Below are 24,384 nucleotides of genomic sequence, written 5' to 3' on the forward strand. Positions count from 1 at the left end.
GATGAGCGACGCCAACACGAACCAGCCCCCTGCCCACGAGCGGCAGCAGGCCGCCGACAGCGCCCTGATCCACACCCGATACGGCACGACCAACGCCGCCGAGCGCGCCGCCGCCATCCTCGAGAAGTTCGGCATCGGCAACGGTTCCGGCCCCGGCGGCTTCTTCGGCAAGACCGACTTCGAGTCCGCCCGCCTCAACGCCATGCTCGACCTCCTCGACTCCGCCAACCCCACCGACCTCGAAAACGCCGGCCACGCCCTCCAAAGCGCCACCAAGGCCCTCAACCGCGCCGCCAAGGAACTCGACTCCTTCGTCAAAGCCACCGACTGGAAGGGCGAATCCGGCGACGAATTCCGCCGCTTCGGCAGCGAACTCGCCCGCTACGCCGGCGACCTCGGCACCTTCGCCAACACCGTCGGCACCCAAATGAAGGTCGCCAGCGAAGGCCTCACCTCCGTCCGCAACTCCAAGCCCCCCCGCGACGCCCGCGCCGACCCGAAGAAGCCCGACGCCTTCCCGCCGTCCGAACGCAAGGACGACAACCCTGAGTACAAGGCTGCGGTGAAGGCCGAGAGGGACCGCCAGGAAGCGATCAACCAGATGAACCGTCTGGCGTCGTTCTACGCGGTCTCGGAGCAGACGCTGGCGGGGCAGGAGCCGCCGAGGCTGCCCAAGATGCTTGATGCGGCGGTACCACGGCCTGAAGGCAACTGGCGAAAGGACAGCCCTTCGGCAGGCAGCGGAGGCGGTGGTGATGCTTCCGGTGGGATCGGCCAACAGGCGGTTTCCGGGCAGGCTCAGTCCACTGGAGTGGGCAGGGCATTTCAAGCGGATGCCCCAGCGGCAAGCCCGGTGCCCCCTTCACAGATCGCGCCTGGGGCGCCGGTGGCGCAATCCGGAAACGCCTTCCCGGATACTTCGATGAACATCGACAGTGTCACTGCACCCCCTGCACCGACCGGCCCTGCCCCTACGACCTCTCCAGGAACCCCTGGAGGTCCTGCGGCCACGCAGACGCCGCCAGTGATCGCGGGTGTGCCGAGCCCGGTCCAGAGCAAGGTCGCCCAGGCGAAGGGGGCTCCGGCAGCACCCAAGCCAGGTGTCGCTCCGAGCGCCACTGCCGGCGGGCGGCCGGGAGCGGTCGGAGGCGCTCCTGCGGCCAAGTACGCCGAGGGCGCACGCCCCGGGGTGATCGGAGCAGGCACGGCAACACCGGCCGGCGGAGGTACCGCAGCCGGTCGAGCGGGGGCCGCAGGCCCCGTCACCGGCGGTTCACCGACTGCTGGACGCGCCGGAGCCGCAGGAGGGGCAGCACAGCCCCCGATGGCCGGCGGAGCAGCAGGCGCTGCGGGCCAGGCCGGCATGGCGGGACGCGCCGGTGCGGGGCCCTCTGCCGGAATGGGAGCCGGACGCGCGAACGGCATCGTCGGAGGCACCCCTCAGCGCGCCGTCGGCGGTTCAGCCGGTCCGCGTATTCCCCGAGGGACTGTTATCGGCGGGGAGGCGGCGGCAGTCGGCCGTCCCTCTGCGGCGAGGCCGAGCCAGTCGGGAGTCATCGGCGCGGGACCTGTGAACGGTACTGCCCAGCCCGGCGGTCGCGGTACACCGAGCACCAATGGAATCGTCGGCACCCCCCGTAGCGGTGGTCCCGCACCCCGGTCGGCCGCCGGTGGCGGGTTCACCACCGGTGGTGCCGGTCTCGTCGGCCGTCGGAGCAGGCAGGAGTCCGAGGACGAGCAGGAGCGGTCAGCCTCGGCCCGGCCGGACTATCTGACGGAAGACGAAGAGACATGGGCGGTTCGGCGGCGTGCCGTCCCACCAGTGATCGACTAGGCACGGCGGAAGGTTCGGAAGCCAGGATGACGGCAGGAATGACCAGCCAGGTCCGGAAGCGCAGGGAGTCTTATGCCCTGCGGCGGAGCCTGGTCTGCGCTGTGGCTGCGCTCGGGGCTTGGACAGTGGGCGTCGTTGGGGCTGTGCCGACGGCGGTTGCGGCCGAGGATGTGCGGTCCAAGCAGTGGTACTTGGACGCGATGAACGCCGAGGAGATCTGGAAGACCACTGCTGGCGAGGGCATCAAGGTCGCTGTGATCGACTCCGGTGTGAACCCATCGACTCCGTCTCTCAAAGGCCAGGTCCTTAAGGGCTTGGACGCCACAGGTGTAGGCGGTGAGGCGACTGAGGATTTCGATGGGCACGGCACCACCATGGCCGAACTGATTGCGGGCACCGGCCAAGGGGGTGGTTTGCAGGGATTGGCACCCAAGGCCAAGATCATTCCGTTCAGGATCGCTGACGAGAAGTTCTCGAAGAAGCACAAGACGGATCCGTGGGACAACTCTGTAGCCATCCGGGCCGCAGCCGACAGTGATGCCCGAATCATCAGCATGTCATTCGGCAATGAATTTATGGACGCCAAGGAAAAGAAGGCGGTCGAGTACGCGGAAAGCAAGGGGAAGTTGCTCTTCGCCGCTGCGGGTAATAGCGGTGACGAGGACAACAAGGCGGAGTACCCGGCTCAGTATCCAGAGGTTGTGGGTGTCGCAGCATCCGCCCCGGAGGGGCGAACCGCCGGATTTTCTCAGCACGGAGAGTTCGTCGATCTCGCGGCTCCAGGCAGCGAGATCCCCCATTGGTGTGACGCCTCCTTCAAGGGCTACTGCGATGCTGGCGGCACCAGCGCCGCCACCGCCATCGCCTCCGCCTCCGCCGCCCTCATCTGGTCCGCCAACCCCGACTGGACCGCCAACCAGGTTCTTCGGGTGATGTTCGAGAGCGCCGGCAAGGGCAAGGACGGCAAGAAGAAGGGGCTCAGCAACTTCTACGGGCATGGTGTCGTCCGGCCGGGGGCTCACATCAACAGAGGGCTCGGAAAGCCGGGTGATCCGGATGTCAGCCCGTTGACGAACAAGAGGACGAGCGGATCCCCCGCGTCGCCGGCGGCTTCCGCACCGGGTACGTCACAAGCTCCGAAGAGCGGGTCCAGCGAGGCTCCTGCGGTGGCAAGCTCCAGCGGGAAGTCCGAGGACGGAAACGGAACGGGACTCATTCTCGGCGGGGTCGCGGTCGTCGTCGTCCTCGCCGGAGGCGGCTTCCTCCTGGCCCGCCGCCGTCGCAACGCCTGAGTGCGACGGCGCGCTCAGGAACCATCACGATCCACCGCACCGAGTACGAATGAACGCAGGGAAGGGAAGACCGATACATGTCAGTTCAGAAGGTCGGCGATGAGGGCCTCAAGAGTCTCCAAGACGAGATCACGGCGAACTTCGAGGACGTCAAGGGCCAGCTCCAGCAGCTCCACGGTGTGATCGACAGCCTGGAAGGCAGCTGGAAGGGCATTGGTCACGGAGCCTTCGACGCGAAGCAGGCCGAGATCAACCAGGGCATGGTGCGCATCGCCAAGATGCTGATCCACTTCCAGGAGGCGATCCAGGTCACCCGTACCACCGCCACCAACACCGACGACGACGTCCGCGCGGCCCTTCAGGGTGTCGACGTCACCCCCGGCTTCACCGGCGACGCCGGTGCGACCCGTTCGGCGACCTCGAACATCAGCGGTTACTGACCGCTCTGCCGGCTGAAGCGCTCGGCCGGTTCCGGATACAGACTCAGCAACAGACACACGGCATTCGGAGGACTCATGGCGGACAACGCCGGCGGCAACCTGGTCGTCACTTACGCCTCGCTCGACCAGGCGGCCGCGACCATCGACAAGCAGGCCGATCGCCTGGACAAGAGCCTTGACGCCATCCAGGCCAAGATCCGCAGCATCTCCAGCACCTTCGAGGGTGAGGCCGCGACGGCCGCGGACAACTACCACAAGCAGTGGGACAAGGAGACGCGGATGATCCACACCGCGCTCAAGGGCATCGCCCGCGCCGTGCGCGAGGCGGCCCCCGCCTACCAGGCCGGCGACCGGAAGGCCGCGGGCTACTTCTAAGCGGGGATCGTCAAGATCAGCTACAGGGTGGGCGTGCGCGGGAGACGCCCACCCTGTAGCCCGTCCTGGTATCCCGCCCCGCCCTTGCGGGATACCGACGCGCCCATCAGGACTTCGCGGCGTTGCAGCCCGCAGATTTGCCCACCGATGCGGCGTAGGCGGTGATGAGTTTCTTCGTCTCCGACTCCTTCGCCTTCAGATCCCCGAAGATGACGATGGTTGCGAAGAGCGTGTAGTCGTGCTTGCGCTTGGGCTCCTTGGGCTCGGGGCAGTGAACTCTGGCGACGCCTCCTTTGGCGGACCAGGCGTAGCGCCGGTCTTTCGTCAACTTCGAGTCGAGTCTGATGCCCCCGCCATGCCACAGAGAGGAAACGTCCAGAACTGTGGTGGAGCTCTCCCGCCAGACCTTGCGCACCGACAGCGCGGACACGCCGTCCACGAGGATGTGACAGCCTTCAGCCCCGATTAGCTTCGTCTCCTTTGTGGAGATTTTCCGGCCGGGCGGTAGTGCGGGTTCCAGAAGATTCGGCTCGATGGGGTTGTCGCAGAGAGTGTTTGGCACCGTGTAGGACTTGGCGGCTTCCGGCTCGGGGGCGGTGCATGCGGAGGTGGGCAGAACGAGCAGTGCTGCCACGGGCATCATGAAGGCAGGTTTTATCCTTTGCTGAACTGCCCTCTTGAAGCTCTTCATCTTGACTCCGTAGGCGTTGTAATCAAGGCTGAATTTCTGTGGTCAGATCATCCGACATTTGCCGGGCGTTGGTTGAAGCATGCGAGAAGCCATCCTCTGAGGCGCTGAGGGCCCAGTCCGCCACGGCATCGGCGTAATCTGCGTTATGAGCCTTGGCCGCATTGATCGCGGCTTCCTGCGCCGAGCGAGTGCCGCTGTCTACGCTCGCTTCCCACAGCCTGCCCGCGTCCTTGCCCGCGTCCTTGAGGACATCTGTCTCGGACTGCTGGAACAGACCTTCAAGAACAACGCTGCTGACCGTCGCCGCGACACCGCCGGCCACAGCCCCGCCGATCGGGGAGGCGATGAAGCTCACGCCGACGCCCACGCCCGTGCCGATCGCACCTGACCAGGCGTTCTTCTGTTGCGCCACTGAATCCTGGAAATCTTTCGCCGCTTGTCCGGCCGGGCTCGTAATTTCTTCTTGCCGACCGATGGCCAGAGTCCCTCCAATCTCGCCGGAGTTTCGTGCGATGGCTTCCACGATGTTCTCGGGTGAGTCCGAGTACCGCTGGTTCTCCGGGAGGTTGGGGTTCAGGTGGTAGTCCATCAAGTTCGCCATGTAGGACATCTGGCCCAGCTCCACTGCGGCGTATCCCTCAGGGCTCTGTCCCAAGGTGATCAGCAGACGCGTGACCTCGTTGTGAGACAGGTCTGCCGGTACTCCCGCGATGGGGAAGAGCTGATTGGTCTTCCCATGGGTGTCGTTCGCGGCGGCCCGGCTGATGTCCGGCAGATATTCGGCGGTGATCTGCCCGATGCTGTCGGACATGTAGCTGTGCTTGGTCAGCCGCTCGCCGTCCTCGGCGATGGACTGCACCAGCTGTTCCATGAGCCGTGCCTGCTCCGCGTTGTGCGGTGGAGTGTCCCGTGTGGGCAGTTCGCCCGCAGGATGGCCGGTGGTGGCGGCTTCCAGGGCGCGGGCGAGGTTGTCGCGGCCGGAGTGGCTGTCCTTGCCCTTGGGGTCCTCGGCGTGGGGCCAGTCGCGCTCTTCGAAGAGGTACTCGAAGTTGGTGAGGTCGGCCTTGACTGTTTTGTCGCCGTCCTTCTCCGTGAAGTCGTGGTCCTCGTCCTTGGAGACGTAGGTGTCGCCGAAGAAGGCGGTCGCGGCGTCGGGGCTGTTCGACAGGGCGGCCAGAAAGCCCGTGAACGGGTCCGAGCCGAGGTCGGTGCCGTCGCGGTTCAGCTGGGGGTTGAGGGGGATGTCGTTCCAGAGGGGCGGGCTGTGCTTGCCGTTGTGGGTCAGCTCCTTGTCGGTTTTGATCAGTTCTCTGCCGTAGCTCTTGAGGAACTGATCGTCGTAGTTTCCCCAGCGCATCAGGTTGCTCATGACCTGGAAGCCGAGGGCGGAGTTGGTCCTGGAGACGGTCTGGCCGCCGAGCTGGGTCATGTCGTGTTTCCACTCGGACATCGACCGGGTGTCGCTCTGGGTCGCGTTCGCGAGGGTGAGGCTGAGGTTCTTCTGGAGCTCGCCGAGCTGATCCCGATGGGCGCGGACTTCGTAGGCGTAGCGGGGATCGGTGAGGTTGGCCCAGAAGTCCAGGGTTCCCTTGGCTCCCAGCTGTGAGGCGAAGTGCTCCGCGAAGAGTTCGTCGCCCGAGTACTTCTTCAGGCCGGCGTTGAGTGCGGCGAAGTCCTCGGCGCTGAGGTCGTCGGGTTTCCTCCTCGCGAGGGCGGAGAGCTTCTCCGCCTCCTTGAGGGCGTTCGCCCCGGCGTCGCGGTCGGCGTACTGGGCGCCGGAGAAGCCGTGGTCGGTCTGGTCGGCCAGGGCCTTGAGGACCTGTGCGGCCGAGGTGTCGATCTCGGTGGCCTTGTCGAGGATGCTCTGGATCTCGTCGCGCAGCGCGGTGACGTCGTCCGGGGAGTGGTCGGGCAAGGAGGTTCCCTTGGCGGCCCGGTCGGGATGGATGTTCATGGTGACGGTGAAGCCGCCCCCGCCGCCGGGGACCACCGTCAGGTTCTTCGCCGTCCCCCGTTCGATCGCCTCGTCGAGCCTGCGGTGCCAGTTCTTCAGCTCGTCGCGGGTGTCCTTGAGGATGTTCCGTAAGGATGTGGCCTGAGTCCGGGCGTCGGCGAACTCGGCTGCCGTTCTGCCGATGAACTCGCGGGAGACGGTGGCGTTCACCCCTGACCAGTTCGCTTTCTCGGCCCGGCCGCGTAACCCCTCCCGGGCTTCCCTCTCCAGAGCCTCCAGATGGGTGACCGTCGTCGTCCAGTCGGTGATCGCCTCGTCGAGCAGCGCGAAGTTCGCGAAGCGCAGCGCCTCCAGGTCCATCAGTTCCCGTCCTTGCCCTTCGTGTCCTTCGCGTCCTTCTCGGCGTACGCCGGATTCTTCGCGCCCGCCGGGGCGTACGACTCGTCGAACCCCTGGTCGAGGGTGTTGATGCTGCTCATGCTCCGCCGGATCCAGTGGTCGTCGTCCTGGTGGATCCTGCCGCTGACGTCCATGTGGTTGGAGATGTGGGCGCAGGCGTCCAGCAGCGAACCGAGCTGCTTCTCCCAGCGGTTCGAGACGTGCTTGAGCGCGCCGCCCAGCGCGAACCCCTGGCCCGAGAGGTCTCCCGCCGCTCTGTCGCTGGCGGGAACGGCGACGCGGCCCTCTTTCCGGAGCCGTTCGTAGAGGGTGTGGGCCTCGTTGCCGACGGCGGCCAGGTCCGTTTGGGAGACGCGGAGGTCGCCCTCCTCGACATGGTCCACCGGCACCCCGTTGAGCTGGGTGCCCGTGGCGTTCCGCTCGGCCGCCGAGGCCTTGAGCCGTTCCCACTCGTCCCATGCCATGCCCGGAAGACCCCCTCGCCGTACCCACGGGCAGGGCGGCACCCCACCGGCACCCCGTCGCCCGACTCGTCGGACAAGCCTATTGACGTGAAGCGAAGGCCGAGGGGGAGTTCACAGGATCCACATGACCCGCGAGACTCCCCCCGTACCGGCAGATCCGGCGGATCCGCGGATCTGTCAGATCTGCTCGTCCGGCGGCATCAGCCCCGTCTGCACCAGCGGATTCCCCCGCTGCCGGGAGACGAAGACGCCCCGGCCGGCGGGCATCGGCCGCATGCGCACACCGCCGAGGATGTCGCCCTCCTGCGGGTCGCCTGAGAGCAGCACGCCCTGCGCGCCGAGCTCCGTCATCCGCTGCATGAAGGGCTCGTACGCGGCGCGGCTGGCGCCCGCGGAGCTGCGGGCGATGATGAAGCGGACGCCGACGTCACGGGCGAAGGGCAGCAGCTCGGTGAGTTTGCTCAGCGGGTTGCCGCTGGAGGTGGACACCAGGTCGTAGTCGTCGACGACGACGAACACGGACGGGCCGCGCCACCAGCTGCGGTCCCTCAGCTGCTGGGCCGTGACATCGGCCGCCGGGGTGCGCCGCTGCATCAGGTCGAAGAGGGCGTCCACATGGTGGTCCATGTTGTTGGACATGGGGACGTACTCGGCGAGATGCGTCGGCGGGGTGACGTCCAGCAGCCCGCGACGGTTGTCGATCACGAAGAACTTGCAGGCGTCGCCCTCGTACCGGCGGCTCAGCTGGGTGATGAGGAGACGCAGGAGGTTCGACTTCCCCGACTCGCTCTCGCCGAAGACGAGGAAGAAGGGATCGCGCTCGAAGTTGGCGAAGACCGGCTCCAGATTGTTCTCGTCGATGGCGAAGGCGACCCCGCGCCCCGGGTCGGCCGAGCCCGGGGGCAGATGCCCGGCGGGCAGTTCGCGCGGCAGCAGCCGCACCTGGGGCGCGCCGGGGGTGGTCCAGTGGCGGCCGACCTCCTGGTTCATCGCGGTGGTGGCCTCGGAGAGATCGCCGGCGGAACTCATTCCGTCGATCCTGGGGACCGCCGCCATGAAGTGCAGCTTCTCCGGCGTCAGCCCGCGCCCCGGGACTCCCGTCGGCACATTGACGGCCGCCTTCCGGTCCAGTTCGGAGTCCATGGTGTCGCCGAGCCGCAGCTCCAGCCGGTTCATCAGATGGTCCTTGAGGTTGGCACGCACCTCCATGGAGCGGGAGGCCGTCAGGACCAGATGGATGCCGTAGCCCAGCCCGCGTGCCGCGATCTCCAGGACGGCGGGCTCCAGGCCCTCGTAGTCGGAGCGGAAGTTGCCCCAGCCGTCGATGAGCAGGAAGACGTCTCCCCACGGCTGCTCCGCCGTCGAGATCTCGCCGCGCGCCCGCATCCTGCGGAAGGTGGCGATGGAGTCGATGCCCGCGCCGCGGAAGTACTCCTCGCGGCGCGAGAGGATGCCGTACACCTCGGCGACCGTCCGCCGCACCCGCTCGGGGTCGAGCCGGGAGGCCACCCCGCCGACATGCGGGAGCCCGGCGGTCGCGGAGAGCCCGCCGCCACCGAAGTCGAGCCCGTAGAACTGGACCTCCTGCGGGGTGTGGGTCAGCGCGAACCCGGAGACGAGCGTGCGCAGCAGGGTCGACTTGCCCGACTGCGGGCCGCCGACGATCTGCATATGACCGGCCGCGCCGGAGAAGTCCCGGTACAGGGTGTCGCGCCGCTGCTCGAACGGCTTGTCCACCACGCCCAGCGGCACGACCAGCCGGCCGGCCCCCTCGTACCCGGGCTGGGTGAGCCCCCGGCCGGGCACGTTCGCCAGCCCCGGCAGCAGCTCGTCCAGCGGCGGGGGATTGTCCAGCGGCGGCAGCCACACCTGGTGCGCCTCGGCCCCCCGGCCCTCCAGCCGGCGTACGACCACGTCGAGTACGGAGTCGGCCAGGGCGTCGTCCTCGGCGGCGCGCGCGTCCGGCACGGAGGGACCGGGCGCGGGCGCGGCGTACCGCACCGGCACCGGCGCGGCGGTGAACGGGACCGGCCTGCGGTCCACCGGGAGCGGCCCGCCCGAGGCGGCCCGGTGAGCGCCCGCGCGGTACACCCCGGAGACGTACGCGGCCTTGAACCGCACCATCTCGTCCGTGCCGTACTTCAGATACCCCGAACCGGGGACGTTCGGCAGCGTATAGGCGTCCGGCACGCCCAGCGCCGCCCGTGACTCGGCGGCGGAGAAGGTGCGCAGACCGATCCGGTACGAGAGGTAGGTCTCCAGGCCGCGCAGCCGGCCCTCCTCCAGCCGCTGGGAGGCCAGCAGCAGATGGACCCCGAGGGACCGGCCGATCCGGCCGATCTGCACGAACATCTCGATGAAGTCGGGCATGGCGGTCAGCAGCTCGCTGAACTCGTCGATGACCAGCACCAGCGAGGGAATGGGCTGGAGGGGTGCGCCCGCCGCCCGGGCCTTCTCGTAGTCGTGGATGTTGGCGTAGTTGCCCGCGTCGCGGAGCATCTCCTGCCGGCGGTTCAGCTCGCCGCGGATGGAGTCGCCCATCCGGTCCACCAGCGTCAGATCGTCGGCCAGGTTGGTGATCACCGCGGCCACGTGCGGCATCTGCGACATGCCGGCGAAGGTCGCGCCGCCCTTGAAGTCCGCGAGGACGAAGTTGAGCGTCTCCGAGGAGTGGGTGACGGCGAGGCCGAGCACCAGCGTCCGCAGCAGCTCCGACTTGCCGGAACCGGTCGCGCCCACGCACAGGCCGTGCGGGCCCATACCCTCCTGCGCGGCCTCCTTGAGGTCCAGCATCACCGGCGCGCCGTCCTCGCCGACGCCGATGGGTACGCGCAGCCGCTCCGACTGGGACCGGGGCCGCCAGGTGCGGCTGACGTCGACCGAGGCCGCGTCCCCCAGATTCAGCAGATCGGTGAAGTCGAGATTGGCCAGCAGCGGCTGGTCGTCGTCGCCGCCGGTGCCCACCCGCAGCGGAGCGAGCTGGCGGGCCAGCGCCTCGGCCGCCTGCGGGCTGAGCAGGTCGGGCACCCCGTCGTAGACCAGCCCGTGCCCCGACTCCAGCCGCAGCGCGTCGGGCTGGACGGTGATGGACAGACCGCCGCGCGGTCCCGTCGCCTCACCCGGGACGACCTCGATGACCGTCACCCCCTGAAGCCCCTCGGCCGCCGCCAGCGCGGAACCGGCGGGAACGGACTGACCGTCGAGGACCACCACCACATGCGGCTGGTCCAGCAGCGGATTCCCGCCGAACCGGGGCCGCTCCTCCAGTAGCGCCGCCAGCATCTCGTCCAGCTCGCGCGCGTCCGTCGTGATCAGACGGCGGCTGCCCGCGCCGTCGCCCGGACCCGGAGCCTGCACATGCGGAAGCCACTTCGCCCACTCCCAGTGCGGCGCGGCGTCCGGCCCGGCGGCGACCGCGACGACCAGATCCTCGGGGGAGTGCAGCGAGACGAGCGAGCCCGTCAACGACCGGGCGGTGGCCCGTACCGACTCCGTCTCACCACTGAGCGTCAGATGGTAGAAAGCGCGCAGCGACACCGCCATCGGCAGCCCGTCGAGCGTGCCGTGCGCCGTCAGGAACTGGCGCATCGCCCCCGCCGTCAGCGGCTCCAGCTCGTCCACCGGCGCGGTCTCGGGGGCGATCAGCGGAGTGGCGAGCTGCTGGCTGCCGAGCCCGATGCGCACCTGGCCGAAGTCGGCGTCGCCGATGCGCCGTTCCCACAGCCGGCTGCCCTCCGCCACCAGCGCCCACAGCTGCTCGGGCGACGGGTGCAGATAGAACTGGGCATCGCGCTGAAGACGCGCGGTGCGCAGCACGCCCCGCCGGGTCTGCGTCAGGTACTTCAGATAGTCCCGGCGCAGATCGGCCAGTTCGCCCTGGGTGCCCCGCCGATGACGGACCAGCATCGCGATGGCCATGGCTATCGTCGACGCGATCATGATCATTCCCATGATCCGCATGATCGGATTCGGCGTGATGAAGAAGAAGACGACCGAACCGCCCATGCCCAGCATCGGCAACAGCTGCATCAGCGCGCCCTCCTGCTGCCCTCGCGGCAGCTCGGGAGGGGGTTGCAGCTGCACGTGCTCGCCGGGCACCTCGGAAGGCAGAGCCCGTGGTGGCCGTTTGACGACGATCTGACTCACAAGCTCACCAATTCCCTTGCCGGACGGAAATGTTCCTATCGGCGCCCCCGTGGCGACGGGCTCCGTCCGCGGGGAGGGATCCTACTTGCGGCGGCGCGCCGGGGCGGGCGGTAGGGTGGCGCGACGCGTTCGCGAACCCGCTGAACCGCCGCGCGGTCCCGCCGGCGAGAAACGCGAATCGATGTGCGGCACAGCGTTGAGCACCGTGCCGACCGCGGCACGCACTGCGGTGCGGACCGGATCGTGAACCGGCGGTGCGGGACAGCCGGCGGTGTTGGGACACGGCCCGAACCGCGGCGGGATCCGCGTCGCGAACCGCGGAGGAATCCGCGGGAGATGACAAGAGATCACGAGGGGATGCAGCAGGTGACTATGACGGCCCGAGCGGCGGCCACCGGAGCCGGCCACACCGGACAGGCGACCCCGTCCGGCGGCGGAACCGGCTTCTGCCGGGTGACCGTCGTCGCCCCCGACAGCCGCGTCGACGTCGCCCTCCCCGAGGACATCGCCGTCGCCGACCTCTACCCGGAGATCCTCCGGCTCTCCGGCCAGAGCCCCGCCCCCGGCGCCCCTGTCGGCTACCACCTGGTCCGCCGCGACGGCACCGTCCTCGACGGCGCGCGCACGCTCGGCGCGCAGCGCATCCTCGACGGCGAGCTGCTCTCCCTGCGCCCCTTCGCCGAATCCCTGCCCCCCGCCGTCTTCGACGACGTCACCGACGCCGTCGCCACCGCCGTCGCCCGCGACCGCACCCTGTGGAGCGACGCGCTGATGCGCGGGGCCGGCCTCTTCGGCGGCGCGACACTGCTCCTGCTGCTCGCCTTCGTCCTGTGGTCCTCGGCCCCCGGCCACGACACCCACGGCCTCCAGGGCATCCTGGCCGCCGTCGCCGGAGTGCTGCTCCTCGCCCTCGCCTGCGTCCGCGCCCGGGTGTACGACGACCGCGCGTCGGCCGTCGCCCTGGGCATCGGCGCGATGGCCGGCGCGGCCGTCGCCGGATCCGGACTGCTGCCCCCCGCCGACGGACAGGGCGTCGGCCGGCTCCACTTCCTGCTCGCCTGCGCCGCCGTGCTGGTGGTCGCCGTGATCCTCACCATCGTCGCCCCCGGCGGCGACGGCCCCTTCGTCGCCTTCGTCCTCGCCGCCGCCGTCGGAGTCCTCGCGGCCTTCCTCGCGATCGCCTACCGGCTGAGCCCCGCCGAGACCGCCGCGCTCTGCGCCCCGCTCGCCGTCGGAGCCCTCGCCTTCCTGCCCGGCCTCTCCACCCGCTTCGCCCGGCTGCCCATCGGCTTCGACCCGCCCCGCACCACCATCGGCGACTACGGATCCGAGCCCGAGCCCCAGGGCCCCGTCGACGCCCGCCGCATCGCCGCCCAGGCCCGGCGCGGCCACGAACTGCTCGTCGGACTCGTCGGCGGCTGCGCGCTGGTCGCCGTGGGATCCGCCGCGGTGCTCGGCTTCTCCGACAGCGTCTGGGGACAGCTCCTCGCCCTCGCCACCGGCGTGTCCATGCTGATGCGGGCCCACCTCTTCCGCTACACCGCCCAGGTCGGCTGCTCGCTCGCCGCCGGCCTCGGCTCGCTGCTCCTGCTCGGCCTCGGCCTCTGCCTCAACCCGCCGGAGGCCCTGATGCGCGCCGCCCTCCGCGGCGACAGCTCCGGCCTCGACATCCGCACGGTCTGGCTCGCCGCCGCCGTCGCGCTCGTCGCCGCCCTCGTCACCGCAGTCGGACTGATCGTCCCGCGCACCGGGGTCACCCCCTTCTGGGGCCGCTTCCTGGAGATCGCCGAGACCTGCGTACTGCTCACCCTCATCCCGCTGACCCTCGCGGTCTTCGGCGTCTACCACGCGATCCGCGCCACCACCTCCTGAGCGCGCGCTCCCGTCGTGTGCTCCTGAGCGCGCGACGGCCGCCGGGGGAGCCCGCCGGAGGGACTGGTACGCTGGGTGACGGCCGTTTGTGTACGCGTTCCCGGGATGCCCTGGGAGCTGCGCCCATCGGACCTTCGCCTCCGAGTCACGGAAGCTCCCCTGAGTACCAGACCAGGGGCACTCGTGGGCGCATAGAACACCACAAGAGGAGTACCGAGTGTCTCTCGACGCCGCTACCAAGAAGCAGATCATGACCGAGTTCGGCACCAAGGAGGGCGACACCGGCTCCCCCGAGGTCCAGGTCGCCATGCTCTCGCGCCGCATCTCGGACCTGACCGAGCACCTCAAGACCCACAAGCACGACCACCACTCCCGCCGTGGTCTGCTGATCCTCGTCGGCCAGCGCCGCCGCCTTCTCCAGTACCTGGCCAAGAAGGACATCCAGCGCTTCCGTGCGCTCGTCGACCGCCTCGGCATCCGCCGCGGTGCGGCCGGCGGCGCCAAGTAAAACGCCGTGGAGGGAGCGGTTCCCACTGAACAGGGGGCCGCTCCCTTTTGCTGTACACAGCTTTGCTGTACATGGCGTACGGAATGTACAGCCGCGTACACGCTGTACAGAGCGTCACGGCCCGGCCGCACCCCGTGCGACCGCGTGACCCGCTGTACGTGCGCGACACACCGGACGGCAATTAGTCTGGTCGCACACAGAGCAGTACCGAACGACACAATGCACCACTGAACGAGTGAGAAGCCGACTCGCCGCCGCCGGTCCTCGGTAGTGGCTCCCGGAGCGGACAACCCCGGGTGCTTCGATCGAAGACCGGCCCAGTACGAGAGCTTCTCCGCAGGTCCTCCCGCCACACGGGCGAGGGGACGAAAGACGCAAAGTAACGGAGAAAACGCTAGTGGAGAACGAGACCCACTACGCCGAGGCCGTCATTGACAACGGCACCTTCGGCACCCGCACCATCCGCTTCGAGACGGGCCGCCTGGCCAAGCAGGCCGCCGGCTCCGCCGTGGCGTACCTGGACGACGACACCATGGTGCTGTCGGCCACCACCGCCTCCAAGAAGCCCAAGGACCAGCTCGACTTCTTCCCCCTCACGGTGGACGTCGAGGAGCGGCAGTACGCGGCCGGCAAGATCCCCGGCTCCTTCTTCCGCCGCGAGGGCCGGCCCTCCGAGGACGCGATCCTCACCTGCCGCCTGATCGACCGCCCGCTGCGCCCCTCCTTCAAGAAGGGCCTGCGCAACGAGATCCAGATCGTTGAGACGATCATGGCGCTCAACCCCGACCACCTGTACGACGTGGTCGCGATCAACGCCGCCTCCTGCTCCACACAGCTGGCCGGCCTGCCCTTCTCGGGCCCGATCGGCGGCACCCGTGTCGCGCTGATCAAGGGCCAGTGGGTCGGCTTCCCGACCCACACCGAGCTGGAGGACGCCGTCTTCGACATGGTCGTCGCCGGCCGGGTCCTCGAGGACGGCGATGTCGCGATCATGATGGTCGAGGCCGAGGCCACCACGAAGACCATCCAGCTCGTCAAGGACGGCGCCGACGCCCCCACCGAGGAGGTCGTCGCCGCCGGTCTCGAGGCCGCGAAGCCCTTCATCAAGGCGCTCTGCAAGGCCCAGTCCGACCTCGCCGCCAAGGCCGCCAAGCCCGAGGGCGAGTTCCCGGTCTTCCTGGACTACCAGGACGACGTCTACGACGCGCTGTCCTCGGCCGTCAAGGGCGAGCTGGCCCAGGCGCTCACCATCGCGGGCAAGCAGGACCGCGAGGCCGAGCTGGACCGCGTCAAGGAGCTCGCCGCCGAGAAGCTCCTCCCGGCCTTCGAGGGCCGCGAGAAGGAGATCTCCGCCGCCTACCGCTCGCTGACCAAGAACCTGGTGCGCGAGCGCGTCATCAAGGACAAGGTCCGCATCGACGGCCGCGGCGTCACGGACATCCGTACGCTCGCCGCCGAGGTCGAGGCGATCCCGCGGGTGCACGGCTCCGCGCTGTTCGAGCGTGGCGAGACCCAGATCCTGGGCGTCACCACCCTGAACATGCTCCGCATGGAGCAGCAGCTGGACACCCTCTCCCCGGTGACCCGCAAGCGCTACATGCACAACTACAACTTCCCGCCCTACTCCGTCGGCGAGACCGGCCGCGTCGGTTCGCCGAAGCGCCGCGAGATCGGCCACGGCGCGCTCGCCGAGCGCGCCATCGTGCCGGTGCTGCCGACGCGCGAGGAGTTCCCGTACGCGATCCGTCAGGTCTCCGAGGCCCTCGGCTCCAACGGCTCCACCTCCATGGGCTCGGTCTGCGCCTCCACGATGTCGCTGCTGAACGCCGGTGTGCCGCTGAAGGCCCCCGTCGCCGGCATCGCCATGGGTCTGATCTCCCAGGAGATCGACGGCAAGACGCACTACGTCGCCCTCACCGACATCCTCGGTGCGGAGGACGCCTTCGGCGACATGGACTTCAAGGTCGCCGGCACCAAGGAGTTCGTCACCGCCCTCCAGCTGGACACCAAGCTCGACGGCATCCCGGCCTCCGTCCTCGCCGCCGCCCTCAAGCAGGCCCGTGACGCCCGCCTCCACATCCTCGACGTGATGATGGAAGCGATCGACACGCCGGACGAGATGTCCCCCAACGCCCCGCGGATCATCACCGTCAAGATCCCCGTGGACAAGATCGGCGAGGTCATCGGCCCCAAGGGCAAGATGATCAACCAGATCCAGGAGGACACCGGCGCCGAGATCACGATCGAGGACGACGGCACCATCTACATCGGTGCCGCCGACGGCCCGGCCGCCGAGGCCGCCCGCGCCACGATCAACAGCATCGCCAACCCGACGATGCCGGAGGTCGGCGAGCGCTACCTGGGTACGGTCGTCAAGACCACCACCTTCGGCGCCTTCGTCTCCCTGCTCCCGGGCAAGGACGGCCTGCTGCACATCTCGCAGATCCGCAAGCTCGCCGGTGGCAAGCGCGTGGAGAACGTCGAGGACGTGCTCGCGGTCGGCTCCAAGGTCCAGGTGGAGATCGCGGAGATCGACTCCCGCGGCAAGCTCTCCCTGATCCCCGTGATCGACGGCGAGGCCGCCGGCGACGACACGAAGGACGACGCTGCCAAGTGACGTCGCGCAGTCCCCGAGCGACGGCCCGCGCCTCTTCGAAGGCGCGGGCCGTCGCCCGTACCCAAACACTTCTCCAGGGCGAGAACGGCATCGGCACGGTCCGTCGCACCACCCTCCCCGGTGGCCTGCGCATCGTCACCGAGACCCTGCCGTCCGTACGCTCCGCCACCTTCGGCATCTGGGCCCACGTCGGCTCCCGTGACGAGACGCCGTCCCTCAACGGCGCCACGCACTATCTGGAGCACCTCCTCTTCAAGGGCACCGAGCGCCGCTCCGCCCTCGACATCTCCTCCGCGATCGACGCGGTCGGCGGCGAGATGAACGCCTTCACGGCGAAGGAGTACACCTGCTACTACGCCCGGGTGCTCGACACCGATCTGCCGCTCGCCATCGACGTCGTCTGCGACATGCTCACCGGTTCGCTGATCCTCCAGGAGGACGTGGACGCCGAGCGCGGGGTGATCCTCGAAGAGATCGCCATGACCGAGGACGACCCGGGCGACTGTGTGCACGACCTCTTCGCGCACACCATGTTCGGCGACACCCCCCTCGGCCGCCCGGTCCTCGGCACCGTCGACACCGTCAACGCCCTGACGGCCGAACGCGTCCGCCGCTTCTACCAGAAGCACTACGACCCGACCCATCTGGTCGTCGCCGCCGCGGGCAATGTCGACCACGCCACCGTCGTACGCCAGGTCCGCCGCGCCTTCGAGAAGGCCGGCGCGCTGACCCGCACGGACGCCGTCCCGCTCGAACCCCGCGACGGCCGCCGCTCGGTGCGCACCGCCGGCCGGGTCGAACTCCAGAACCGCAAGACCGAGCAGGCCCATGTCGTCCTCGGCATGCCCGGCCTCGCCCGCACCGACGAGCGCCGCTGGGCGCTCGGCGTGCTCAACACCGCCCTCGGCGGCGGCATGTCCTCCCGTCTCTTCCAGGAGGTACGGGAGAAGCGCGGCCTCGCCTACAGCGTGTACTCGTACACCTCGGGCTTCGCCGACTGCGGACTCTTCGGCGTCTACGCGGGCTGCCGGCCCAGCCAGGTCCACGACGTCCTCAAGATCTGCCGGGACGAACTGGACAAGGTCGCCTCCGACGGCCTCACGGACGACGAGATCCGCCGGGCCATCGGCCAGCTCTCCGGCTCCACCGTGCTCGGCCTGGAGGACACCGGCGCGCTGATGAACCGTATCGGCAAGAGCGAACTGTGCTGGGGAACCCAGATGTCGGTGGACTCCATGCTCGCCAGGATCGCGGCCGTCACCCCCGACGAGGTACGCGAGGTCGCCGCCGGCATCCTCGGCCACCGCCCCTCGCTCGCGGTCATCGGCCCGCTCAAGGACCGCCAGGCCGACCGCCTCCACGAGACGGTCTCCTGAACAATCCCGAGACTCCCGAAGGAAAGACACTGATGAGCAAGTTGCGCGTGGCGGTCGTCGGAGCCAAGGGCCGGATCGGCTCGGAAGCGGTACGAGCCGTGGAAGCCGCCGAGGACATGGAGCTGGTCGCCGCCCTCGGCCGGGGCGACCGGCTGGAGACCCTGGTCGAGGCCGGGGCGCAGGTGGCCGTCGAGCTGACCACCCCCGCCTCGGTGATGGGCAACCTCGACTTCTGCGTACGCCACGGCATCCACGCGGTCGTCGGCACCACCGGCTGGACCGAGGACCGCCTCGCGCAGCTGGGAGCCTCGCTCGACGCCTCCCCGGAGACCGGGGTGCTCATCGCCCCGAACTTCTCCATCGGCGCGGTCCTCACCATGGCCTTCGCCCGGCAGGCGGCCCGCTACTTCGAATCCGCCGAGGTCATCGAGCTGCACCACCCGAACAAGGCCGATGCCCCCAGCGGCACCGCCACCCGCACCGCCCAGCTCATCGCCGCCGCCCGCGCCGAGGCGGGCCTGGGCTCCCAGCCCGATGCCACGGTCACCGCCCTGGACGGCGCGCGCGGGGCCGACGTGGACGGCGTCCCGGTGCACTCCGTACGGCTCCGGGGTCTCCTCGCCCACCAGGAAGTCCTGCTCGGCGACGAGGGCGAGACCCTCACCATCCGGCACGACTCCCTGCACCACAGCAGCTTCATGCCGGGCGTCCTGCTCGGAGTCCGCCGTGTCGTGACCGCGCCCGGTCTCACCTTCGGCCTCGAACACTTCCTCGACCTGGGCTGATCCCATGCGCGCGAAAATCACCTACCTGATCACGGCAGCCGTCCTCGTCGTCTACTTCGTCCTGGTCGGCAGCCGTGGTCTGATGCTCATCCAGCAGGGCACCCCGATCACCGTCACCTTCGGTCTCACGGTGCTGATCCTGCCGGGGATCGGCGTCTGGTTCCTCTGGAAGAACACCCAGTTCGTCACCAGGGCCAACCGGCTCGCGGCCGAACTGGACGCCGAGGGCGGACTGCCGGTGGACGATCTCGCCCGCACCCCCGGCGGACGCATCGACCGCGACGCGGCGGACGCGGCCTTCGCGCTGCGCCGCGCCGAGACCGAGGACTCACCGGACGACTGGCGCTGCTGGTTCCGGCTGGCGGTGGCGTACCACGACGCCCGGGACACCCCCCGGGCCCGCAAGGCCATGCAGCGGGCGATCGCCCTCCACGCGGGCCGGCCCGTCCACTGACCCGCCCCTTCGGGGACGGTGCCGGCGGACGGGCCGGAGCGCGCGGGGGAAGTCCGTCAGCCCTGGCGGTACTCCGACCACCAGGCTTCCACGGTGTCCGCGGCCCGCTCGAACGCCTCCACCCGCGACAGGAAGTCGGCGTTGTGGTCGGTGAGCAGCGCCATCGAGTCGCCGGGGCCGGTACGCGTCAGCACCAGCGCCTGCCCCTGCACCGTCCTCGGGAGCCCCAGCCAGCGCACCGGCTGCTGCACCGTGCGGACGGCGGACGCCTTGGCCCACGGCACGGTGGCCGTGGTCAGCAGACCGACCTTCCGCAGACCGTTCCGGCTCACCCACACGCCCATCCGGAGCATCCGCAGGGCCACCGCGACGAGAACCGCGCCGACGCTCAGACAGAGCAGCGCGCCGGAGAACGCCCCCGCGAAGACGATGATCATCGCGGCGAGCAGGACGAACGAGGCGAGCAGCAGCAGCACGGCCGCCGTCCCGACCCGCCAGGGCCCCGGACGGTAGGGACGCCGCCACTGATCATGGTCGTCGAACGGCAGCGCGACATCATCCGAAGCGTCGAACGCACGGTCGGCCGTCAGAAAGGGCAGGGGCACGACTGATCCTCACTCACCAGCACACTCGATCGGGGGCTGTGACGGGTGAGGCTACCGAGGCGTTCACCGGTCGACCACCCCAGGGGGGCCGTATGTGTCAACGGCGCTCGGTCGCCTCGGACTGCTGGGTGTTCCCCGGGGTCTGCCCTGACTCCATTGCCGGGAGCCCGAAGAGCAGCGCACCGGCCAGCCCGGCGGCGAGGGTCAGCCCGATCAGCGCACGCCCCGCGAGCTGGGAGGCGCTGGGACGCTCGCGCGGCGGGGGAGCGACATTGCTGCTGAAGCTCTCGGCCTCGGGTGCGGCGACGAATGAGAACGGAACGGTCTCCCGCCGGCGGAACATCAGGGCACTCTCCTCGATCAGGGAACGATGACGGCACGAACGGTGCGACCGCCACAGAAGCGGTCCACTACTCGTACAGACGCACGAAACGCCGATTCGGTGCCCGATTTCACCGAATCGACCGAGGAAGGAGGGTCGGCGGCGACGGCGACCCGGTGGACTAGAGTGGTCGCCGCCCAGCTCACGCCCCTGGAAGGACCCACCCGGTGACCGACACCCCCGCCGAGACCGCGACCCCCAGCTTCCGCGGTGATGTCACCGTGGACCTGGTGAAGCACAGCGCTTCCGACACCGATGTGCTGTGGGCCGCCCGTGTCTCCACGGCCGGTGAGCAGTCGCTGGAGGAGCTCCAGAAGGACCCCGAGCGCTCCAGGGGGCTCATCAACTTCCTGATGCGGGACCGCCACGGCAGCCCCTTCGAGCACAACTCGATGACCTTCTTCATCAGCGCCCCGATCTTCGTCTTCCGCGAGTTCATGCGGCACCGGGCGGGCTGGTCCTACAACGAGGAGTCGGGCCGCTACCGGGAGCTTCAGCCCGTCTTCTACGTCCCCGGCCAGGACCGCAAGCTGGTCCAGGAGGGTCGCCCCGGCAAGTACGTCTTCGTCGACGGCAGCCCGGCGCAGCACAAGGTCGTCAGCGACGCCATGGAGGACTCCTACCGGCGCTCCTACGAGACCTACCAGGAGATGCTGGCGGCTGGCATCGCCCGCGAGATCGCCCGCTCGGTCCTCCCCGTCGGACTCTTCTCCTCGATGTACGCCACCTGCAACGCCCGCTCGCTGATGCACTTCCTCGGGCTGCGCACCCAGCACGAGCTGGCGAAGGTGCCGTCCTTCCCGCAGCGGGAGATCGAGATGGTCGGCGAGCAGATGGAGGAGGAGTGGGCGCGGCTCATGCCGCTCACCCACGCCGCCTTCAACGCCAACGGCCGTATCGCTCCGTGAGACCGTGCCTCACCCCGTCTGACCTGTGAAGCTTCCTTTCAGGAGACGGTACGACGGCACAGATGTACGGATTCCCTCGGCGAAGTGTCCGCATTGCGGTGTTTCATGAAGTTCATCTAGGCTGATCAAACGGACCCGGCACTGCTTGACCCCCCGAGCAGGCAGTGCCGGGCTCCTTCAGCCCCGACGTACGTCACGCCCTCCAGGGGACACAGTGTGCTGAGCAACGAGTAGCGTGTTACCCATGGCTCCGATCTCCACTCCGCAGACCCCTTTCGGGCGGGTCCTCACCGCCATGGTCACGCCCTTCACGGCGGACGGCGCACTCGACATCGACGGCGCGCAGCGCCTCGCGACCCACCTGGTGGACGCGGGCAACGACGGCCTGATCATCAACGGCACCACCGGTGAGTCCCCGACCACCAGCGACGCGGAGAAAGACCGGCTCGTACGAGCTGTTCTGGAGGCGGTCGGAGACCGGGCCACCATCGTGGCCGGCGTCGGCACCAACGACACCCGCCACAGCGTCGAACTCGCCCACGCCGCCGAGCGCGCCGGAGCGCACGGCCTGCTCGCGGTCACGCCGTACTACAACAAGCCCCCGCAAGAGGGCCTGCGCCGTCACTTCTCGGCCATCGCCGACGCCACCGAGCTGCCCGTGATGCTCTACGACATCCCCGGCCGCAGCGGCGTCCCGATCGACACCGAGACGATCGTCCGCCTCGCAGAGCACCCCCGGATCGTCGCCAACAAGGACGCCAAGGGCGACCTCGGCCGCGCCAGCTGGGCCATCGCCCGCAGCGGCCTCGCCTGGTACTCGGGCGACGACATGCTCAACCTCCCGCTGCTCTCGGTCGGCGCGGTCGGCTTCGTCTCCGTCGTCGGCCATGTCGTCACCCCCGAGCTGCGCGCCCTCCTCGACGCCCATCTGAACGGCGACGTCCAGAAGGCCACCGAGATCCACCAGCGGCTGCTGCCGGTCTTCACCGGCATGTTCCGCACCCAGGGCGTCATCACCACCAAGGCCGCCCTGGCCCTCCAGGGCCTGCCCGCCGGCCCCCTCCGGCTCCCCCTCGTGGAGCTCTCCCCGGAGGAAACCGCCCAGCTGAAGATCGACCTCGCCGCGGGCGGGGTACAGCTGTGACCACAGACTTCACAACTGAATACAGGAACAACTGAAGGAAATACGACAACCGGCCGTTCCGCGGTCGGCGCACTGACAACAGCAAGTGCACGACAGTCACGTACGCCACGTGCCTTCGAGGTACGTGGCGTACGTGGTGAGGAGAGTCTTTTGAGTCATCCGCATCCAGAACTCGGCGCCCCGCCGAAGCTCGCCAAGGGCGGCCTGCGGGTCACCCCGCTCGGCGGCCTCGGTGAGATCGGCCGGAACATGACGGTCTTCGAATACGGGGGCCGCCTGCTCATCGTCGACTGCGGCGTCCTCTTCCCCGAGGACGAACAGCCCGGAGTCGATCTCATCCTGCCCGACTTCACCACGCTTCGGGACCGTCTCGACGACATCGAGGGCATCGTCCTCACCCATGGTCACGAGGACCACATCGGCGGTGTCCCCTATCTGCTCCGGCTGAAGCAGGACATCCCGCTGATCGGCTCCAAGCTGACCCTCGCGCTGATCGAGGCGAAGCTCCAGGAGCACCGGATCCGTCCGTACACCCTGGAGGTCGTGGAGGGGAACCGGGAGCGCATCGGTCCCTTCGACTGCGAGTTCATCGCGGTCAACCACTCCATCCCGGACGCGCTGGCCGTCGCCATCCGCACCCCCGCCGGCATGGTGGTGCACACCGGCGACTTCAAGATGGACCAGCTTCCGCTGGACGGCAGGCTCACCGACCTGCACGCCTTCGCCCGGCTCAGCGAGGAGGGCATCGACCTCCTGCTGTCCGACTCGACCAATGCCGAGGTCCCCGGGTTCGTCCCGCCCGAGCGGGACATCTCCAATGTCCTGCGGCAGGTCTTCGCCAGCGCCCAGAAGCGCATCATCGTGGCGAGCTTCGCCAGCCATGTGCACCGCATCCAGCAGATCCTGGACGCCGCCCATGAGTACGGGCGGCGCGTGGCCTTCGTCGGCCGCTCCATGGTCCGGAACATGGGCATCGCCCGCGACCTGGGCTACCTCAGGGTTCCGGCCGGTCTGGTGGTGGACGTCAGAAGCCTTGACGACCTGCCCGACCACGAGGTCGTCCTCGTCTGCACGGGTTCCCAGGGCGAGCCCATGGCGGCCCTGTCCCGGATGGCCAACCGCGACCACCAGATCCGGATCGTCCAGGGCGACACCGTCATCCTGGCCTCCTCCCTGATCCCGGGGAACGAGAACGCGGTCTACCGCGTGATCAACGGCCTGACCCGCTGGGGCGCCAACGTCGTCCACAAGGGCAACGCCAAGGTCCATGTCTCGGGCCACGCCTCGGCCGGCGAGCTGCTGTACTTCTACAACATCTGCAAGCCGAAGAACCTCATGCCGGTGCACGGCGAATGGCGTCATCTGCGCGCCAACGCCGAGCTCGGAGCGCTGACGGGCGTCCCCAAGGACCACATCGTCATTGCCGAGGACGGCGTGGTGGTGGACCTGATCGACGGCAAGGCCCGGATCGTCGGCAAGGTCCAGGCCGGATATGTGTACGTCGACGGCCTCTCGGTCGGCGATGTCACCGAGTCCTCCCTCAAGGACCGCCGCATCCTCGGAGACGAGGGCATCATCTCCGTCTTCGTGGTGGTCGACTCCACCACCGGCAAGGTCGTCGGCGGGCCGCACATCCAGGCCCGCGGCTCCGGCATCGACGACTCGGCCTTCGACGGGGTGCTCCCCCGGGTCGAGGAGGCCATCGCCAAGGCGGGCGCGGACGGGGTCGCCGAACCCCACCAGCTCCAGCAGCTCGTCCGCCGCACGGTGGGCAAGTGGGTCTCCGACACCTACCGTCGCCGGCCCATGATCCTGCCGGTCGTCGTCGAGGTCTGACGGTCTGACGTCGCACTTCCCCTTCCCGGAGCGGAGCGCCTCGATTTGCATCGAGGCGCTCCGCTCCAGTAGGTTTACGGCTCCGCCCACGGGGAACCCGAAGCATTCGTGCGATCGGATCACGTTCTCCAACGGTTCATCCGAATCAAACGGGCGGGAAATTCCGACTCAGAACTTCTGATAAAGTCGGAGCAGCCGAAAGGCAAAAGGCCGGTCCAACTGGCCGCTGGATCTGAAAATCCAAACCGGAAACGGAATGGGAAAAGGATCTGGTAGAGTTGGAAACGCAAGACCGAAGGGAA

General features: G+C 68.9%; 20 protein-coding genes. 13 read left to right on the forward strand and 7 right to left on the reverse strand.

Annotated features, from left to right (window positions below; translation table 11 throughout):
* The first annotated feature begins 1 nt into the window (after window position 1).
* The 4 genes from ABD371_RS05035 (at window position 2) to ABD371_RS05050 (ending at window position 3,941) form a co-directional block, all read left to right on the forward strand.
* Window positions 2–1,834 carry a hypothetical protein gene (locus ABD371_RS05035; protein WP_344473117.1) on the forward strand — a complete coding sequence of 611 codons (1,833 nt, stop codon included), beginning with the start codon at window positions 2–4 and terminating at the stop codon, window positions 1,832–1,834.
* Between the two features lie 38 nt (window positions 1,835–1,872).
* Window positions 1,873–3,126, forward strand: coding sequence for a S8 family serine peptidase (locus ABD371_RS05040; RefSeq protein WP_344473120.1), 1,254 nt, complete (start codon window positions 1,873–1,875; stop codon window positions 3,124–3,126).
* Window positions 3,127–3,203: 77 nt separating this feature from the next.
* Complete coding sequence (locus tag ABD371_RS05045; protein ID WP_190125259.1) at window positions 3,204–3,566, forward strand: WXG100 family type VII secretion target; 363 nt, start codon at window positions 3,204–3,206, stop codon at window positions 3,564–3,566.
* 75 nt (window positions 3,567–3,641) lie between these two features.
* Window positions 3,642–3,941: a WXG100 family type VII secretion target gene (locus ABD371_RS05050; protein ID WP_190125260.1), complete on the forward strand. Its 300-nt coding sequence runs from the start codon at window positions 3,642–3,644 to the stop codon at window positions 3,939–3,941.
* Window positions 3,942–4,047: 106 nt separating this feature from the next.
* Here the strand turns inward: ABD371_RS05050 and ABD371_RS05055 are convergent, their stop codons facing one another.
* The 4 genes from ABD371_RS05055 to eccCa form a co-directional block, all read right to left on the reverse strand.
* Window positions 4,048–4,632, reverse strand: a complete 585-nt coding sequence (locus ABD371_RS05055; RefSeq protein ID WP_344473126.1) for a hypothetical protein — start codon at window positions 4,630–4,632, stop codon at window positions 4,048–4,050.
* Between the two features lie 22 nt (window positions 4,633–4,654).
* Entirely contained in the window at window positions 4,655–6,946 is a 2,292-nt protein-coding gene (locus ABD371_RS05060) for a hypothetical protein (RefSeq protein ID WP_344473129.1), read from the reverse strand.
* Window positions 6,946–7,449, reverse strand: a complete 504-nt coding sequence (locus tag ABD371_RS05065) for a hypothetical protein (protein ID WP_344473131.1) — start codon at window positions 7,447–7,449, stop codon at window positions 6,946–6,948. The genes ABD371_RS05060 and ABD371_RS05065 overlap by 1 nt, the downstream gene beginning before the upstream one ends.
* A gap of 177 nt (window positions 7,450–7,626) precedes the next feature.
* Window positions 7,627–11,595 (reverse strand): type VII secretion protein EccCa, encoded by a 3,969-nt coding sequence (eccCa, locus tag ABD371_RS05070; RefSeq protein WP_344473134.1) that lies wholly within the window; start codon window positions 11,593–11,595, stop codon window positions 7,627–7,629.
* 372 nt (window positions 11,596–11,967) lie between these two features.
* On the opposite strand from eccCa, the gene eccD reads away from it, so the two are divergent.
* From eccD to ABD371_RS05100, 6 genes are all read left to right on the forward strand, one after another.
* A complete protein-coding gene (gene eccD / locus ABD371_RS05075) occupies window positions 11,968–13,467 on the forward strand; it encodes a type VII secretion integral membrane protein EccD (RefSeq protein WP_344473215.1) in 1,500 nt (499 codons plus the stop codon).
* A 217-nt stretch (window positions 13,468–13,684) separates the two neighbouring features.
* On the forward strand, window positions 13,685–13,975 hold the full coding sequence (rpsO, locus tag ABD371_RS05080; protein ID WP_093600212.1) for a 30S ribosomal protein S15: 291 nt from the start codon (window positions 13,685–13,687) through the stop codon (window positions 13,973–13,975).
* A 397-nt stretch (window positions 13,976–14,372) separates the two neighbouring features.
* Window positions 14,373–16,592, forward strand: a complete 2,220-nt coding sequence (locus tag ABD371_RS05085; protein ID WP_344473143.1) for a polyribonucleotide nucleotidyltransferase — start codon at window positions 14,373–14,375, stop codon at window positions 16,590–16,592.
* A complete protein-coding gene (locus ABD371_RS05090) occupies window positions 16,589–17,968 on the forward strand; it encodes a M16 family metallopeptidase (protein WP_344473146.1) in 1,380 nt (459 codons plus the stop codon). The genes ABD371_RS05085 and ABD371_RS05090 overlap by 4 nt, the downstream gene beginning before the upstream one ends.
* Window positions 17,969–18,000: 32 nt before the next feature.
* On the forward strand, window positions 18,001–18,753 hold the full coding sequence (gene dapB, locus ABD371_RS05095; protein WP_344473149.1) for a 4-hydroxy-tetrahydrodipicolinate reductase: 753 nt from the start codon (window positions 18,001–18,003) through the stop codon (window positions 18,751–18,753).
* A gap of 4 nt (window positions 18,754–18,757) precedes the next feature.
* Window positions 18,758–19,207, forward strand: a complete 450-nt coding sequence (locus tag ABD371_RS05100) for a tetratricopeptide repeat protein (RefSeq protein WP_344473152.1) — start codon at window positions 18,758–18,760, stop codon at window positions 19,205–19,207.
* A 56-nt stretch (window positions 19,208–19,263) separates the two neighbouring features.
* On the opposite strand, the gene ABD371_RS05105 is transcribed toward ABD371_RS05100, so the two are convergent.
* Together ABD371_RS05105 and ABD371_RS05110 are read right to left on the reverse strand one after the other, a co-directional pair.
* Complete coding sequence (locus ABD371_RS05105) at window positions 19,264–19,812, reverse strand: hypothetical protein (protein ID WP_344473154.1); 549 nt, start codon at window positions 19,810–19,812, stop codon at window positions 19,264–19,266.
* 97 nt (window positions 19,813–19,909) lie between these two features.
* Window positions 19,910–20,155, reverse strand: coding sequence for a hypothetical protein (locus ABD371_RS05110; RefSeq protein WP_344473156.1), 246 nt, complete (start codon window positions 20,153–20,155; stop codon window positions 19,910–19,912).
* Between the two features lie 206 nt (window positions 20,156–20,361).
* Here ABD371_RS05110 and thyX point away from each other — a divergent pair, with 206 nt between their 5' ends.
* From thyX to ABD371_RS05125, 3 genes are all read left to right on the forward strand, one after another.
* Window positions 20,362–21,102 carry an FAD-dependent thymidylate synthase gene (gene thyX, locus ABD371_RS05115; RefSeq protein ID WP_344473158.1) on the forward strand — a complete coding sequence of 247 codons (741 nt, stop codon included), beginning with the start codon at window positions 20,362–20,364 and terminating at the stop codon, window positions 21,100–21,102.
* Between the two features lie 244 nt (window positions 21,103–21,346).
* Window positions 21,347–22,246 carry a 4-hydroxy-tetrahydrodipicolinate synthase gene (gene dapA, locus ABD371_RS05120; RefSeq protein WP_344473160.1) on the forward strand — a complete coding sequence of 300 codons (900 nt, stop codon included), beginning with the start codon at window positions 21,347–21,349 and terminating at the stop codon, window positions 22,244–22,246.
* Window positions 22,247–22,396: 150 nt separating this feature from the next.
* A complete protein-coding gene (locus ABD371_RS05125) occupies window positions 22,397–24,082 on the forward strand; it encodes a ribonuclease J (protein WP_344473162.1) in 1,686 nt (561 codons plus the stop codon).
* A 119-nt stretch (window positions 24,083–24,201) separates the two neighbouring features.
* Here ABD371_RS05125 and ABD371_RS05130 read toward each other — a convergent pair.
* On the reverse strand, window positions 24,202–24,384 hold a 183-nt coding region (locus tag ABD371_RS05130; RefSeq protein WP_344473164.1), incomplete at its 5' end, for a hypothetical protein.

The sequence above is a fragment of the Streptomyces amakusaensis genome (assembly GCF_039532665.1).
In the GTDB taxonomy this organism is placed as follows: domain Bacteria; phylum Actinomycetota; class Actinomycetes; order Streptomycetales; family Streptomycetaceae; genus Streptomyces; species Streptomyces amakusaensis.